This is a genomic window from Amycolatopsis sp. NPDC114478 (assembly GCF_055633805.1).
On the sequence record NZ_JBVKDO010000014.1, the window covers coordinates 115,491 to 129,224 of the forward strand.

The 13,734-nt window shown below is 69.4% G+C and carries 14 protein-coding genes; 6 read left to right on the forward strand and 8 right to left on the reverse strand.

Annotated features, from left to right (window positions below; genetic code table 11):
- Positions 1-213 precede the first annotated feature (213 nt).
- Positions 214-1,431, forward strand: coding sequence for an amidohydrolase (locus ACZ7OH_RS33170; protein WP_470284432.1), 1,218 nt, complete (start codon positions 214-216; stop codon positions 1,429-1,431).
- A 48-nt stretch (positions 1,432-1,479) separates the two neighbouring features.
- Here the strand turns inward: ACZ7OH_RS33170 and ACZ7OH_RS33175 are convergent, their stop codons facing one another.
- From ACZ7OH_RS33175 to ACZ7OH_RS33185, 3 genes are read right to left on the reverse strand one after another with little or no spacing between them, the layout of a single operon-like run.
- On the reverse strand, positions 1,480-2,058 hold the full coding sequence (locus ACZ7OH_RS33175) for a Uma2 family endonuclease (RefSeq protein ID WP_470284433.1): 579 nt from the start codon (positions 2,056-2,058) through the stop codon (positions 1,480-1,482).
- 47 nt (positions 2,059-2,105) lie between these two features.
- Complete coding sequence (locus tag ACZ7OH_RS33180) at positions 2,106-2,756, reverse strand: Rieske (2Fe-2S) protein (RefSeq protein ID WP_470284434.1); 651 nt, start codon at positions 2,754-2,756, stop codon at positions 2,106-2,108.
- Complete coding sequence (locus ACZ7OH_RS33185) at positions 2,753-3,277, reverse strand: RNA polymerase sigma factor (protein WP_470284435.1); 525 nt, start codon at positions 3,275-3,277, stop codon at positions 2,753-2,755. The genes ACZ7OH_RS33180 and ACZ7OH_RS33185 overlap by 4 nt, the downstream gene beginning before the upstream one ends.
- Before the next feature lie 152 nt (positions 3,278-3,429).
- Between ACZ7OH_RS33185 and ACZ7OH_RS33190 the strand changes: the two genes are divergently transcribed.
- Positions 3,430-4,848, forward strand: coding sequence for a hypothetical protein (locus ACZ7OH_RS33190; RefSeq protein ID WP_470284436.1), 1,419 nt, complete (start codon positions 3,430-3,432; stop codon positions 4,846-4,848).
- 103 nt (positions 4,849-4,951) lie between these two features.
- Here ACZ7OH_RS33190 and ACZ7OH_RS33195 read toward each other — a convergent pair whose 3' ends face one another.
- Entirely contained in the window at positions 4,952-6,088 is a 1,137-nt protein-coding gene (locus ACZ7OH_RS33195) for an acyl-CoA dehydrogenase family protein (RefSeq protein WP_470284437.1), read from the reverse strand.
- A 101-nt stretch (positions 6,089-6,189) separates the two neighbouring features.
- Between ACZ7OH_RS33195 and ACZ7OH_RS33200 the strand changes: the two genes are divergently transcribed.
- From ACZ7OH_RS33200 to ACZ7OH_RS33215, 4 genes are all read left to right on the forward strand, one after another.
- Positions 6,190-6,771 (forward strand): TetR/AcrR family transcriptional regulator, encoded by a 582-nt coding sequence (locus ACZ7OH_RS33200; protein ID WP_470284438.1) that lies wholly within the window; start codon positions 6,190-6,192, stop codon positions 6,769-6,771.
- A gap of 41 nt (positions 6,772-6,812) precedes the next feature.
- Complete coding sequence (locus tag ACZ7OH_RS33205) at positions 6,813-7,754, forward strand: carbohydrate kinase family protein (RefSeq protein WP_470284439.1); 942 nt, start codon at positions 6,813-6,815, stop codon at positions 7,752-7,754.
- A gap of 197 nt (positions 7,755-7,951) precedes the next feature.
- Positions 7,952-9,268 carry a citrate synthase gene (locus ACZ7OH_RS33210; protein ID WP_470284440.1) on the forward strand — a complete coding sequence of 439 codons (1,317 nt, stop codon included), beginning with the start codon at positions 7,952-7,954 and terminating at the stop codon, positions 9,266-9,268.
- A 67-nt stretch (positions 9,269-9,335) separates the two neighbouring features.
- Positions 9,336-10,682, forward strand: a complete 1,347-nt coding sequence (locus ACZ7OH_RS33215; protein ID WP_470284441.1) for a cryptochrome/photolyase family protein — start codon at positions 9,336-9,338, stop codon at positions 10,680-10,682.
- On the opposite strand, the gene ACZ7OH_RS33220 is transcribed toward ACZ7OH_RS33215, so the two are convergent.
- The 4 genes from ACZ7OH_RS33220 to ACZ7OH_RS33235 are packed head-to-tail and all read right to left on the reverse strand — an operon-like array spanning position 10,683 to position 13,577.
- A complete protein-coding gene (locus ACZ7OH_RS33220; RefSeq protein WP_470284442.1) occupies positions 10,683-11,873 on the reverse strand; it encodes an ABC transporter permease in 1,191 nt (396 codons plus the stop codon).
- Entirely contained in the window at positions 11,870-12,781 is a 912-nt protein-coding gene (locus tag ACZ7OH_RS33225; protein WP_470284443.1) for an ABC transporter ATP-binding protein, read from the reverse strand. The genes ACZ7OH_RS33220 and ACZ7OH_RS33225 overlap by 4 nt, the downstream gene beginning before the upstream one ends.
- Positions 12,778-13,311, reverse strand: coding sequence for a hypothetical protein (locus ACZ7OH_RS33230; RefSeq protein WP_470284444.1), 534 nt, complete (start codon positions 13,309-13,311; stop codon positions 12,778-12,780). Before ACZ7OH_RS33230 ends, ACZ7OH_RS33225 begins: the two co-directional genes overlap by 4 nt.
- Positions 13,308-13,577, reverse strand: coding sequence for a helix-turn-helix transcriptional regulator (locus ACZ7OH_RS33235; protein ID WP_400895525.1), 270 nt, complete (start codon positions 13,575-13,577; stop codon positions 13,308-13,310). The genes ACZ7OH_RS33230 and ACZ7OH_RS33235 overlap by 4 nt, the downstream gene beginning before the upstream one ends.
- Positions 13,578-13,734 lie beyond the last annotated feature (157 nt).

A 13,734-nucleotide genomic window follows, 5' to 3' on the forward strand; every position in this document is an offset into this window, starting at 1 on the left:
GTTCATCGGCGCCCTGGTGGCGATCATCGACATCATCGGGGTGGCGCGGATCAGCGCGTCTGGCCGCCGCTGGTGCTGCTGCGCGGACCCCAGCCCGATCGGTCGCTGCGCGTCATCGGGGTACTGCTGGTCGTCGCCGGGTTCGGGTTCGATCTGCTGGCGAGCTGAGCCCCGCTGTCGCCCGCCCAGCCGAGTTCGTTAGCGTGGCGAACTATGGCGAAGGCAATTGTCGGGGGCTATGTCGTCCCCATCGAGGGTGATCCCATCGACGGCGGCACCGTTCTGATCGACGGCGGCAAGATCGTCGCGATCGGGACCGAGGCCGATGTCGACATCCCGGAAGACGCCGAACTGGTCGACGCGGCCGGCACCTGGGTGCTGCCCGGCTTCATCGACGCCCACGCCCACCTCGGCGTCCACGAGGACGGCGAAGGCTGGGCCGGCAACGACACCAACGAGATGACCGACCCGAACGGCGCCCGCTTCCGCGCCATCGACGGCATCGACCCGTACGAGCCCGGCTTCGACGACGCCCTGGCCGGCGGCGTCACGAGCGTCGTCATCAAGCCCGGGTCGGGCAACCCGATCGGTGGCCAGACGATCGGCGTCAAGACCTGGGGCCGCAGCATCCTCGACATGGTCTTCGCGGAGCACGTCAGCGTGAAGAGCGCGCTCGGCGAGAACCCGAAGCGCGTGTACGGCGACAAGAAGCAGACGCCGTCGACTCGCCTGGGCGTCGCGGCGATCCTGCGCGAGGCCTTCACCAAGGCCCGCAACTACCAGGCGAAGCGCGCGCACGCCGAGTCCGAGGGCAAGCCGCACGAGGTCGACCTGACGCTGGAGACGCTGTCGAAGGTCCTCGACGGCGAGCTGTACTGGGACCAGCACGTCCACCGCGCGGACGACATCGTGACGGCGCTGCGGCTGGCCGACGAGTTCGGCTACAAGCTGGTCATCAACCACGGCACCGAGGGCCACCTGATCGCCGACCTGCTGGCCGAGCGGGACGTGCCGGTCATCCTCGGGCCGCTGTTCACGACGAAGTCCAAGGTCGAGCTGCGCAACCGGACGCTGCGGTCGGCGGGCATCCTGGCCCGCGCCGGCGTGAAGATCGCGATCACGACCGACCACCCGGTGATCCCGATCAACTTCCTGGTCTACCAGGCGGCCCTGGCGGTCAAGGACGGCCTCGACCCGGCGACGGCGCTGCGGTCGCTGACCGTCAACCCGGCGTCGATGCTGGGCCTGGACGAGCAGATCGGCTCGCTGAAGCCGGGCCTGGACGCGGACGTGGTGCTGTGGTCCGGCGACCCACTCGATGTGATGAATCGGGCGCTGCGCGTGTTCGTCCGGGGCGACGAGGTGTACCACTTCGACGAGACCCTGGGCGAGGGCGTGTCGAAGGACCGCCGCTACCGCGAGTCCCGCTGAGTTTCGGACGGCACGCCGGTAACCGGGCGGTTCCGGCGTGCTGTCCGATCAATCGAGCAGCGCGTCGAGGTCGATCTTGACCGGGAACGGGACGTCGGTGGTGAAGGTCCCGGTGACCGCGGAAGCGTCCTGATAGCCGAATTCGCCGGCCTGGTGGCAGGCGACCAGGGAAACCGGCTCGGAGATGTCGACGATCCAGTAGTGCGGGATCCCGGCGTCGGCGTACTCGTCGTGCTTGACGTGGTAGTCGGTGCGTTTCGAGCCCGGCGACACGATCTCGACGACCAGAACCACTTCGTCGGCGCGGTACATGCTGTCTTCCCGATCCACGCGAGCACGCGCCCCGCGGTAGGTGATCAGCAAGTCGGGGCGACGCGAGAAACCCGGTTCACCACGCGGTGCCAAACCCAGGTCCACGTCGATGTCCAGCGTGAAGTCGAGTTCGGCTGGTAGCTGCGATTCCAGCTGTCGGCCCAGCAGGTAAGCGGCCTTGTTGTGGCGCCTGCTGAGGCTCGGTGACATCACGACGCGACCCTCCACGAGTTCGGTGAAACCGGTGTCGGTTTCACCGAGTGCCGCGTACTCCTCGATCGTCAGCAGGCATGTCTCACGCTCAGGTTCAACCATGAGTAACGCTATCTGTACCGAGCGTGTGACACCTTTCGCTCAATCGGCTACGCCCGCTTGAAGGGCGTGTAGATCTGGATGTCACCGTCCTGTTCGCGGGCTTCGAACACCGGCAGCGGCGGGATCTCGACCGGGAGGTCGTAGCGCACGATCTCGCCGGTCAACGCGAAGGTCGCGCCGTGGCACGGGCAGACCAGCTGACGTTCGGGGTTCGCCAGGCGCAGGCGGCAGCCCAGGTGGGTGCACGTCGAGGACACGGCTCGCAGGCCCTCCGGAGTCCGTTGGACGAAGCCGGTCACGGTGTCCAGCTCGAACTCGCGCAGGCCGCCCTCCGGGACGTCCTTGCTCGCCGCCACCGTCCGCCACTCGCCCGGGTCCTGCTCCTGCGGAGTCGCCGGGGCGCGGACCAGGCGGTCGATCCCGACGCCCGCCGCGAGCGAGGCGGCGGCGATCCCGGCCGTCCGGACCACGCGGCGCCGGCGCAACGGCGTGGCCGACGGCGGCGTGCGCTCGGCCGCCAGTTCGCGGCCGAGGCGGGCGACGAAGTCCTCGTCCGGCAGCGCTTCCGCCGCGCGGAGCCGGGCCGCCTGCAGCTCGATGGCCGCGCGCATCTGGGCCACCTGCTCGTCGTCCGGCCGGAACGGCTCCGGCGTGCGCTGCCCAAGGAGGCTGTCGGCGAAGCGGTCCACGTCGTTCATGCCCGCTCCTCGATCCGTGCCGCCGCTTGCGCGGCGAGCCGCAGGGCCCGGTGCTGGATCACCTTGACGTTGGCCAGGCTGACGCCCAGCTCCTCGGCGGCGTCTTGCAGTGAGTAGGACTCCAGGAATCGTAATTGCAGGACTTTCCGCGCGCGCTCGGGCAATTCGGCGAGTATCGCGGCGACCCGCCGGTCCGTCGCCGGAACGGCCGGGCCGTTCGCCGTCCGATGGCCGCGATCGGGTATTTCCGCTGTTTCGTCGAGGCCGATCGTGGTGATCTCGCGCCCGAACAAGCGCCGCCAATGCGCGGCGAGCACGGTGCGCGCGGTCGCCAGCAGGTAAGCGCGGACCTCGGGCGCGCTCGCGCTCGCGCGCAACGGTTTCAACACGGCGAGGAACACTTCGCCGGTGAGATCCTCGGCGTCTGCGGGGTTTCCCACCTTTTTCAGCATCAGCCGGTAAACCCATACGACATTCTCTCGGTAAACGGTTTCCCAGTCCGGTTCGGACTTCCCCTCCATCGGGACTCCACATCGCCGGTTCCGATGTCGCCGACCATACCCCGCGATGTAACCCGGGTGCATACCTTTCGGTGAGGGGCCACCTTGATTTCTCCTCCGCGCCCCTGCCGGCGAGCGCGGGGACTGCCCGTTTCATGCGAGGAGCAATCATGATGAGCAAGCGCAAGGCCGTGACCGCGGTGGCCGCGGCATTGACGCTGGGGGCGACCGCCGCGTTGTCCGGCGGAGCCGAAGCCGTTACGCAGCAGGGAGGCGGTTTCACCGACCGGGGTGACATCCGTTTTCTGCCGCAACCGCTGAAAGATCGCCTGGCGTTGCTGGCCGGGCGGCCGTCGACCTTTCCGCCGATGACCGCGTTTTCCGAAGCGCCGACGCCGAGTCAGTTATTCCAGTACTACCTGCTGGACACGAAGAATTTCCAACCGAACGTGTTCACCACGACCATTCCGGGGATCAACGACGGCGTCGCGCCGACGGCCACCGGGCCGAACCACGACCTGCCCACGCTGGGCGGGCTGCGGGTGGTCGTCGAGCCCAAGCCCGGCCTGCCGACCGACCCGAACGACCCCGGTTCGTTCGTCGACATGTTCACCGACATCTCGGGGCTGTTCGTCATCAACAACGAGTCCGGCTGGTACGAGGGCTGGATGATCCACGACGTGACGGTGCCGGCCGTCGCCGCTCCGCGCACCGACGGGCACGCCGCCTTCGGGACGATCACCGCCGCGGATGCCGCGGCGCTGGCGAAGGTGGGGGACTACCACAACAAGCCGGGCGCCGTCTTCACCACGGACGGCAAGGCGCCGCGCGAGCCGTCCGCAACCGACCACTGGCCGGACAAGGTGTCCAACCTCGTGCCGATCCAGCTGTCGCTGGGCGCCTACAACGCCACGCAGCAGAGCGACCTCCACTCGTACTGGGAGCTCAACCAGTACACGAACTGGGTGCCGCCCGCGTACGAGCTGCCGTTCACCGGCGGGATGCCGGGCACGTTCGAGAAGGGCAGGATCGGCGCGCTGTCGTCGATCGTGCCGGGCTCGGGCCCGTCGGGTGTGAAGAACAAGCCGCAGGTCGACGGCGACAACCCGAACATCCCGCGTGACCCGGACCGGCTGCTCAACACCAGCCCGGACGACCCGGACCGCCCGATGCCGAACAACGACGACCACAAGGAGAAGCGGCTCCGGTTCATCCCGAGCGGGCTGGGCAACGAAGTGATGCTGGACGTCTACCTGCGGACCGCGTCCTTCGAGCCGTACGAGCACAGCCTGAGCCAGCGGATCTTCGACGCCTACGCGGCCGAGGTCGCGCGGGTCGACGGCAACCACGACGGCATCGTCGACGCCGTCGAAGCGGACCTCGAGGGCACGTCCGACGGCGGCCAGTCCAACGACCGGCTGTTCCTGCCCGCGACCGCCTACAACCGCGTCGCGGTGACCCGGGAGATCAACGACGGCCTGCTTTCACCCCGCTTCGCGCCCAGTCAGCGCGCGTGGGTGCTCAGCGGCGACATCGCCCGGGTGAGCCCGTCCGTTCCGGCGTCGGTCCCGCAGGACGGCGACAACCGATAGCCCGACCGGACCGAGGGGGCGCGGGTGCGGCCGGCTCACCGCCGGCCGCACCCGTGCGGGAAAAGGAAAGGGGGGTGGACGATGCGCGTCTGGGAAACGAGCCTCAGGCCTTCTTCAGCTCACGGGCGATGACCAGCCGCTGGATCTGGTTCGTCCCTTCGAAGATCTGCGGCACCTTCGCTTCGCGCATGTAGCGTTCCGCCGGGAAGTCCCGCGTGTACCCGGCCCCGCCGAGGACCTGGACCGCGTCCGTGGTCACCTTCATCGCGCCGTCGGTCGCGACCAGCTTCGCGATCGACGCCTGCCGCTGGAACGGCAGCCCGCGGTCACGTCGGCGGGCTGCCTCCAGGTAGCAGGCTCGCGAGGACTCGACGATCGCCGCCATGTCGGCCAGGAGGAACTCCACCCCCTGGAAGTCGATGATCGGACGGCCGAACTGGGACCGGCCCTTCGCGTACGCCACCGCCTCGTCCAGCGCCGCCTGCGCCAAGCCGACCGCGCACGCCGCGATCCCGAGCCGGCCCGAACTCAACGACGCCAGCGCGATCCGGAGACCGTCACCGGGGGCACCCAGCAGCCGCGACGAAGGCACCCGGGCGCCGTCGAAGATCAGCTGGGCCGTCGGCGACCCGGTGAGTCCCATCTTCCGCTCGCGAGGAGCCGCCGAGAGCCCGTCGGTGGCGGCGGGCACCAGCAGGCAGGAGATCTCTTCCGCGCCCGTCCGGACCATCGTCGTGTAGAAGTCCGCCACCCCGGCGTGCGTGATCCACGCCTTCGTGCCGTTGACGACGTAGTCCGCACCGTCGAGACGCGCGCGGGTCGACAAAGCGGCCGCGTCCGAGCCCGCCTGCGTCTCCGACAGCGCGTACGCGCCCAGCAGCGAACCTTCGAGCATCTCCGGCAGCCACTCGGCGCGCTGGGAGTCCGTGCCGTACTCCGCCAGCGCGTAGGAGGACATCGTGTGCACCGACAGGCCGACGCCGACCGTCATCCAGGCCGCCGCGATCTCCTCCAGGACCTGCAGGTACACCTCGTACGACACTTCGCCGCCGCCCCAGCGCTCCGGGTACGGCAGCCCCAGCAGACCGGACTTGCCCAGCAGGCGGAACTGCTCGCGCGGGAACTGCTCCGCTTCCTCGGCCGCCGCCGCGCGGGGTGCGAACTCGTCGCGCGCGATCTCCCTGGCCAGCGCGACCAGGTCTTCGGCGTCCGAATCCGGCAGCAGGCGTTCGGCGGGCATCGGTGTCCTCCAAAGCGGTACTGAAAACAGTACTGTGGGCTCGTTTAGAGTACAGTACGACAGGCCTGGGGTACCCGGAAGACGTAGGAGATAGTGAGCCGATGCCCCCCGAACCCCGCCGCCGGCCGACCGCGCGCCAGCGCGCCCTGCTCGGTGACCTCGAGGCGCTCTTCCTCGCCGAGGGCTTCGCGGACTTCACCCTCGACGACCTCGCCGGGCGCCTGCGCTGCTCGAAGTCGACGCTCTACGCGCTCGCGCCCAGCAAGGAGCAGCTCGCCGTCAAGGTCGTCACCCACTTCTTCCGGGGCGCCGGCGAGCGGATCGAGGAGCGCGTCGCCGGGATCGACGACGCCCGCAAGCTCATCGGGGAGTACCTGGCCGGTGTCGCCGAGCACCTGAACCGGGCGTCGCCGGAGTTCATGCGCGACCTCGCCGAGTTCGCCCCGGCCCGCGACGCCTACCAGGTCAACAGCCGGTTCGCGGCGCAGCGGCTCCGGCAGTTCATCGACAAGGGCGTCGCCGACGGCGTCTTCCGCGACGTCCACGCCCGGCTCGTCGCCGAGATGGCGAACCTGATCATCGAAGGCATCCAGACCGGGGTGCTCGGCCGGCGGATCGACGTCTCCGACGCCGAAGCCTTCACCGCTCTGGGTGAACTGCTGCTCGGCGGGCTGAACAAATAGCGGACAGGAATTGTCAGCCGGAACTCCATTAAACTCCCGGCGTGATCGTCGTAGGCGGAGAAGCTCTGGTCGACCTGGTCCCCGGTGACCCCCTGGATTCCACTGTGGACGGTGGGCTGCGCGCGCTGCTGCCGCGGCTCGGCGGTGGGCCGTACAACGTCGCGCTGGCGGCCGGGCGCCTCGGCGTGCCGGCGGCGTTCCTCTCGCGCGTGTCCACCGACCGCTTCGGCGACGCGATGGTCGAGCGCCTGCACGCTTCCGACGTCGACACGTCGTTGCTGCAGCGCGGCGACGAGCCGACGACGCTCGCCGTCGTCGCGCTCGACGCGAAGGGCGCCGCGCGCTACACGTTCTACGTCGAAGGCACCGCGGACCGGCTCGTCGCCGACCCGGGACCGCTTCCGGAGAACGTGACCGCGCTCTCGCTCGGCACCCTCGGGATGGTCCTCGAGCCCGGCGCGTCGGCCTACGAGGCGATGCTGCGGCGTGAGGCCGCGCGCGGCGTGCTGACCGTCCTCGACCCGAACATCCGCGAGGCGCTGATCACCGACCCGGCCGCCTACCGCGCCCGGTTCACCTCCTGGCTGCCGGACGTTCGCCTGCTCAAGATCTCCGACGACGACGCCGCGTGGCTCACCGGCGGCACCGACCCGGTCGCCGCCGCGAAGACGTGGGTCGAGTCCGGTGTGGACGCCGTGGTGCTCACCCGCGGGGCAGACGGCGTCGCGGTGATCACCGCCGCAGGTGAGCTGGCCCACGTCCCGTCGCGCAAGGTGACCGTCGTCGACACCATCGGCGCCGGCGACACCGTCCAGGGCGCGCTGCTGGCCTGGCTGCACACCCACGACGTCACCGACCTGGCATCTCTCGACGCGGGCGCGTGGCGCGAAGCCCTCGAATTCGCGGCGAAAGCGGCATCCATCACGGTTTCGCGCAGCGGTGCCGAGCCGCCCACGTCCGCCGATATGGCGGCCGCCGTGTGAACCTGGTCCCAAAGGGGCACCCAGGAGCAACGCCACCGCTGCGCGAACGCACGTTTCTCGACTAACGTTGAGGGGCATTCTTCATACCCCAGCGGGGCGGTGTGCAGCGAGGCGCCAGTGTTTCCTCGCGTGAACACGTGGCTACCTGTGGAACCCGCAGGCGCCGCCGACCCGTGCCGAACGTGAGAGGGACTTGCATGTCCGACGCGACGACTGCGGGGCAGTCCGGCGGCGAAACCGCGAAGCTGACCCTGCCGAGTGGCGAGCACGAGTTCAAGATCGTCCACCCGGTCGAGGGCGCGCCCGGGATCGAACTGGGGAAGCTGCTGGCGCAGACGGGGTACATCACCTACGACCCCGGGTTCGTCAACACCGGCGCCGCGTCGTCCGCCATCGCCTACATCGACGGTGACGCCGGGATCCTCCGCTACCGGGGCTACCCGATCGAGCAGCTGGCCGAGAAGTCGACCTTCGTGGAGGTCTCCTACCTCCTGATCTACGGCGAGCTGCCGACCGAGACCCAGCTGGCCGACTTCACCGAGAAGATCCAGCGCCACACGCTGCTGCACGAAGACCTCAAGGCGTTCTTCAGCGGCTTCCCGCGCGACGCCCACCCGATGCCGGTGCTCTCCAGCGCGGTGTCGGCCCTGTCGACCTTCTACCAGGACTCGCTCGACCCGTTCGACGAGCCGAACGTCGAGCTGTCGACCATCCGCCTGCTCGCGAAGGTGCCGACCCTGGCCGCCTACGCGTACAAGAAGTCCGTGGGCCAGCCGCTGCTGTACCCGGACAACTCGCTCGGCCTGGTCGAGAACTTCCTGCGCATGACGTTCGGCTTCCCGGCCGAGCCGTACGAGGTCGACCCGGACGTCGCGAAGGCGCTCGACCTGCTGTTCATCCTGCACGCCGACCACGAGCAGAACTGCTCGACCTCGACCGTGCGCCTGGTCGGCTCGTCCGAGGCGAACCTGTTCGCCTCGATCTCGGCCGGCATCAACGCGCTGTTCGGCCCGCTGCACGGCGGTGCGAACGCCGCGGTGCTCGACATGCTCGAGGGCATCAAGAACGACGGCGGCGACGTCGCCAAGTTCGTCGAGCGGGTGAAGAACAAGGAAAAGGGCGTGAAGCTGATGGGCTTCGGGCACCGGGTCTACAAGAACTACGACCCGCGCGCGAAGATCATCAAGAACACCGCCGACGAGATCCTCGGCAAGCTCAAGGGCGGCGACCAGCTGCTCGAGATCGCCAAGAAGCTCGAAGAGACCGCCCTTTCGGACGACTACTTCATCGAGCGCAAGCTGTACCCGAACGTGGACTTCTACACCGGCCTGATCTACCGGGCGCTGGGCTTCCCGACGAAGTTCTTCACGGTGCTGTTCGCGCTCGGCCGGCTCCCGGGCTGGATCGCGCACTGGCGCGAGATGATCAACGACCCGGCCACCAAGATCGGCCGCCCGCGGCAGATCTACACCGGCCACGCTTCGCGGGACTACACCCCGATGTCGGAGCGCTGAGTTTTTCAGCTGATCGATGAACGCCCCGTCGTGCACCCGCACGGCGGGGCGCTTATCGTTGTCCGTCGTGACTCGCGAAGCACCCGTCGTCCTGTGGTTCCGCCGCGACCTGCGGCTGGGTGACCACGCCGCCCTGCTCGAGGCGTCGAAGCACAGCAAGCACGTCCTCGCGCTGTACGTCCTCGACGAGGCACTGCTGAAGCCGGGCGGCGCGCCGCGGGAGGCGTTCCTCTACGGGTGCCTCGAGAAGCTGGACGAGCAGCTCGGCGGCCGGCTGATGCTGGTCCGCGGCGAGCCGGCGGTGGAGGTCGTCCGCGCGGCGAAGAAGATCGGCGCGGCCGCGGTGCACGTCAGCGCCGACACCGGCCCGTACGGCCGTCGGCGGGACGCCGAGGTCGCGAAGGCGTTGGCGGAGCACGACATCGACTGGGTCGAGACGGGCTCGCCGTACGCCGTGACGCCGGGGCGCGTCACCAAGCCCGACGGCGACCCCTACCGCGTCTTCACGCCGTTCTACCGCGCCTGGACCGCGCGCGGCTGGCATTCGCCGGCCGACACCGGACCGTCCCTTGTGGACTGGGTCGAACCGCCGAAGTCGCTGAAGATCCCCAAGCCGCCCAAGGTTTCCGCGGCTCTGCCCGAGCCGGGCGAGCAGGCCGCGCTGGACGTCTGGCACGACTTCCTCGACGGCCCGATCGAGACGTACGACGCCGACCGCGACCGGCCGGACCGCGCGGGCACGACCCGGCTTTCGCCGTACCTGCGCTGGGGGTGCATCCACCCGCGGACCATCCTGGCCGACTTGGCGGGTGACGACCGCGTCGGCGCGAAGTCGCTGCGCAGCGAGATCTGCTGGCGCGAGTTCCACGCCGACGTCCTGTGGAACCGCCCGGAAACCGCGCGGGAGAACTACGACAAGCGCTTCGACGCCATGTTGCACGACAACGACCCCGAGGCCTTCGAGCGCTGGTGCGCGGGCAAGACCGGCTACCCGATCGTCGACGCCGGGATGCGGCAGCTGCTGGCCGAGAGCTGGATGCACAACCGCGTGCGGATGGTCGTCGCGAGCTTCCTGGTGAAGGACCTGCACCTGCCGTGGTGGCTCGGCGCGCGGCACTTCATGAAGCACCTCGTCGACGGCGACCTCGCCTCGAACCAGCTGAACTGGCAGTGGGTCGCCGGCTGCGGCACCGACGCGGCGCCGTACTTCCGGATCTTCAACCCGACGATGCAGGGGGAGAAGTTCGACCCGGACGGCGACTACGTCCGCAAGTACGTGCCGGAGCTGCGCTCGGTCGAGGGGAAGGCCGTCCACAAGCTGAAAGACCGCCCCAAGGACTACCCGGAACCCATGGTCGACCACGCCCACGAGCGCCAGGTGTCCTTGGAGCGGTACGGCAAGATCACGTCGTGATCAGCCGCGCAACGCCTCCGACAGCTTGATGCGGCTGCCGATGCGCAGCACGCTGTTGCCGTAGATCTTGCCGCCCAGCCAGGTCAGCAGCGCGACCAGCGCGACGGTCAGCCCGAGCGACAGCGCGATCTCCCAGCCCGCCGCCGCGCCGGTCGAGATCCGGGCCGGCATCAGGATCGGCGAGAGCAACGGGATCAGCGACAGCACCTTGGTTCCCGAGCCGGACGGGTCCCGCAGCAGCAGGTTGATCCCGGCGATGAACCCGGCGATGAGGATGATGTTGAGCGGCGAGACGACCGACTGCGTGTCCTCCTGCCGGGAGACGAGCGACCCGAGCGCGCCGTAGATCGTGGCGTACAGCAGGAAGCCGAGCAGGTACCAGAGCAGGCCCCACAGCAGCGTGCCGGTGGCGAAGCCGGACAGGGAGAACACCCCGGTCGCCGACGCGGCGGCGAGCCCGGCCGCGCCGAGGATCACCAGCTGCGTCAGCCCGACCAGGCCGAGCCCGATCACCTTGCCCAGCAGCAGCTGCCACGGCCGCACGCTCGCGAGCAGGATCTCCACGACCCGGCTCGACTTCTCCTCGACGACGCCCTGGGCGACCATCATCCCGTAGGTGATGATGCTGAGGTAGAGCAGGAACGCGACGATCAGGCCGACGATGAGCCGTTGCGTGTGGTCCGCGGGTTCCGGCGAGATCGGGTCGTCGTGCACGTGCGTGCCGTCGACCTGGGCCATCACCTGGGCCGGCTCGAGCTGCGCGGACGACAGCACGCCGTCGAGGACCTGCTGCTGCGCCACCTGGTCAAGCACCCTGCGGAGCTGATCGTCCAAAGAGGACTTGTAGGTGGCGGTCAGCTTCGCCGCGCTGCCCGAGACGAGCGCGTCGAGGTCGCCGCCCTCGACCTTCGCTCGGCCCTCGGCCGGGTCGGTGACGGTGACCGTGTCGATGTGCCGCCCGGACTGCACCGCCGCGACCTGCAGCTGCTGCGCGATCCCGGTCGCCTGGCCGGTGAGCCCGACCGTGCTCTTGTCCGCCGAGCCCGCCAGCGACGTCTGGAACCCGACGTACCCCAGCAGCAGCACGAGCAGCACCACGGTGCCGATGACGAACGAGCGCGTGCGCAGGCGGGTGTTCAGCTCGCGCTTCATCACCAGCCAGACAGCCCGCCGGCCGCTGAGCTTCTTCATCGCCGAACCCCCTCTTCTGAGACAGCGTCGCGGAACAGCTCGGTCAGCGACCGGCGCCGGCGGCTGAACTCGGTGACCGGCCCGGTCGCCAGCGCGGCGGCGAGCACGGCCTGGTCGTCGGCGCTCGGGTCGAGGTCGAGGACCGCGGTGGCGCCGTGGTTCTCCAGGACGCGCACGCCGGGCAGGCCCGCGGCCCAGCCTTCGGGCGCGGCGGGCGCGGTGACGACGAGCTTGCTGCTCGCGCCCGCCGTCAGCTCGTCGACCGTGCCGACCGCGACCATCCGGCCGCCGCGGATGATCCCGACCCGGTCGCACAGCCGCTCGACGAGGTCGAGCTGGTGGCTGGAGAACACGACCGGCACGCCGGCCGCGGCCTTCTCGCGCAGCACGGCGCTCATGACGTCGACGGCGAGCGGGTCGAGGCCGGAGAACGGCTCGTCGAGCACCAGCACGGCCGGGTCGTGCACCAGCGCGGCGGCCAGCTGGACGCGCTGCTGGTTGCCGAGGCTGAGCTTCTGCACCTCGTCCTTGCGCCGCTCGGTCAGCCCGAGCCTGCCGATCCAGGTCTCGGCGTTGCGGTGGGCCTCGTTCGCGGTGAGGCCGTGCAGCTCGGCCAGGTAGACGAGCTGCTCCAGGACCTTCATCTTCGGGTAGAGCCCGCGTTCTTCGGGCATGTAGCCGATGTGGGTGCGGGTTTCGTGGGTGATCGGTTCGCCGTCGAAGCGCACCTCGCCGCCGTCGGCGGCCAGCACGCCGAGCGCGATCCGCATGGTGGTGGTCTTGCCGGCGCCGTTGCTGCCGACGAAGCCGAACAGCTCCCCGGCGCGGACGTCGAACGTGACGCCGTCCAGCGCGACCTTGGCGCCGTAGCGCTTGGAGATCCCGTCGATCTCCAGTGTCCCCTTCATGCGTTCCCCTCTTCGAAGTCCTCGGGGTCGTCGTCCGGCAGCGCCCAGCCCAGGATGATCGTCGGGATGGTGGTGCCGGTGACCAGCAGCGCGGACAGCATCATCGCGCCGCGGAAGCCGCCGTCTTCGGTGTCCGCCACCACGATGCTGTAGATCATCGCGGCGATCATCAGGTAGCACAGGATCTGGAAGCCGATGTAGGTGACGCGGTGGCGCCATTCGCGCTCACGTTCGTCCAGCAGCCGCGAGAAGCCCCCGCTCATCCGGCCGGTGAGGATCCGCAGCAGCACGAACGAACCGGCGCCGACGAGCATGCTGCTCATCCAGACGGCGCCGTAGACCCAGTCGCCGCCGGTCGTGAAGATCGACGCCGCGGCGACCAGGCCGAGGTCGGCGGCCGCCACGACGACGGCGAGGGCCCGGCGGTGCTTCCGGGTGCGCCAGCCGGGCATCCTCTTGGCGTGCCGGAGCTCCCGTTGGTCCATCTTGTCCAGCTGGCGTTCCCAGTAGGCGGCGAGTTTCGTGGTCATGCTCCCCCCTCGCGGTAGACCTGGGTGGACAACGGCGTGAACGGCTCGCGGCTGAACACCGCTTCGACCGGCAGGTCGAACACCGCGCAGATCCGGAAGGCCAGGTCCAGGCTCGGATAGTGGTCCCCCCGCTCGAGCGCGCCGATGGTCTGCGGGTTGACGTCGACGGCGGTGGCGAGCGCGGCGCGGCTCAGCCCGCGCTCGGCCCGGAGCACGGGGAGCCGGTTGTAGATCGGCAGCTCCTTGCCGCGCCTGACCGGACTCATGAACGTACTGTTGCAAAAACCCAACGGGTCGTCAAGTTAATTGCACATCAAGTGGTGTCCACAGGGTGGCTGTGATGTGGATAGGTGGCTGCCCCGGCGCTTGAGGAGAGTTTACTGTCGGTGGTCGCCGGTAGACTGGACGTGGGCACGGCCCCCT

What these genes read in the sequence shown, in the direction of transcription:
- ACZ7OH_RS33170 (WP_470284432.1), top strand. Translation starts at nt 214, where the DNA reads ATGGCGAAGGCAATTGTCGGGGGCTATGTCGTCCCCATCGAGGGTGAT.
- ACZ7OH_RS33175 (WP_470284433.1), bottom strand. Translation starts at nt 2,058, where the DNA reads ATGGTTGAACCTGAGCGTGAGACATGCCTGCTGACGATCGAGGAGTAC.
- ACZ7OH_RS33180 (WP_470284434.1), bottom strand. Translation starts at nt 2,756, where the DNA reads ATGAACGACGTGGACCGCTTCGCCGACAGCCTCCTTGGGCAGCGCACG.
- ACZ7OH_RS33185 (WP_470284435.1), bottom strand. Translation starts at nt 3,277, where the DNA reads ATGGAGGGGAAGTCCGAACCGGACTGGGAAACCGTTTACCGAGAGAAT.
- ACZ7OH_RS33190 (WP_470284436.1), top strand. Translation starts at nt 3,430, where the DNA reads ATGAGCAAGCGCAAGGCCGTGACCGCGGTGGCCGCGGCATTGACGCTG.
- ACZ7OH_RS33195 (WP_470284437.1), bottom strand. Translation starts at nt 6,088, where the DNA reads ATGCCCGCCGAACGCCTGCTGCCGGATTCGGACGCCGAAGACCTGGTC.
- ACZ7OH_RS33200 (WP_470284438.1), top strand. Translation starts at nt 6,190, where the DNA reads ATGCCCCCCGAACCCCGCCGCCGGCCGACCGCGCGCCAGCGCGCCCTG.
- ACZ7OH_RS33210 (WP_470284440.1), top strand. Translation starts at nt 7,952, where the DNA reads ATGTCCGACGCGACGACTGCGGGGCAGTCCGGCGGCGAAACCGCGAAG.
- ACZ7OH_RS33220 (WP_470284442.1), bottom strand. Translation starts at nt 11,873, where the DNA reads ATGAAGAAGCTCAGCGGCCGGCGGGCTGTCTGGCTGGTGATGAAGCGC.
- ACZ7OH_RS33225 (WP_470284443.1), bottom strand. Translation starts at nt 12,781, where the DNA reads ATGAAGGGGACACTGGAGATCGACGGGATCTCCAAGCGCTACGGCGCC.
- ACZ7OH_RS33230 (WP_470284444.1), bottom strand. Translation starts at nt 13,311, where the DNA reads ATGACCACGAAACTCGCCGCCTACTGGGAACGCCAGCTGGACAAGATG.
- ACZ7OH_RS33235 (WP_400895525.1), bottom strand. Translation starts at nt 13,577, where the DNA reads ATGAGTCCGGTCAGGCGCGGCAAGGAGCTGCCGATCTACAACCGGCTC.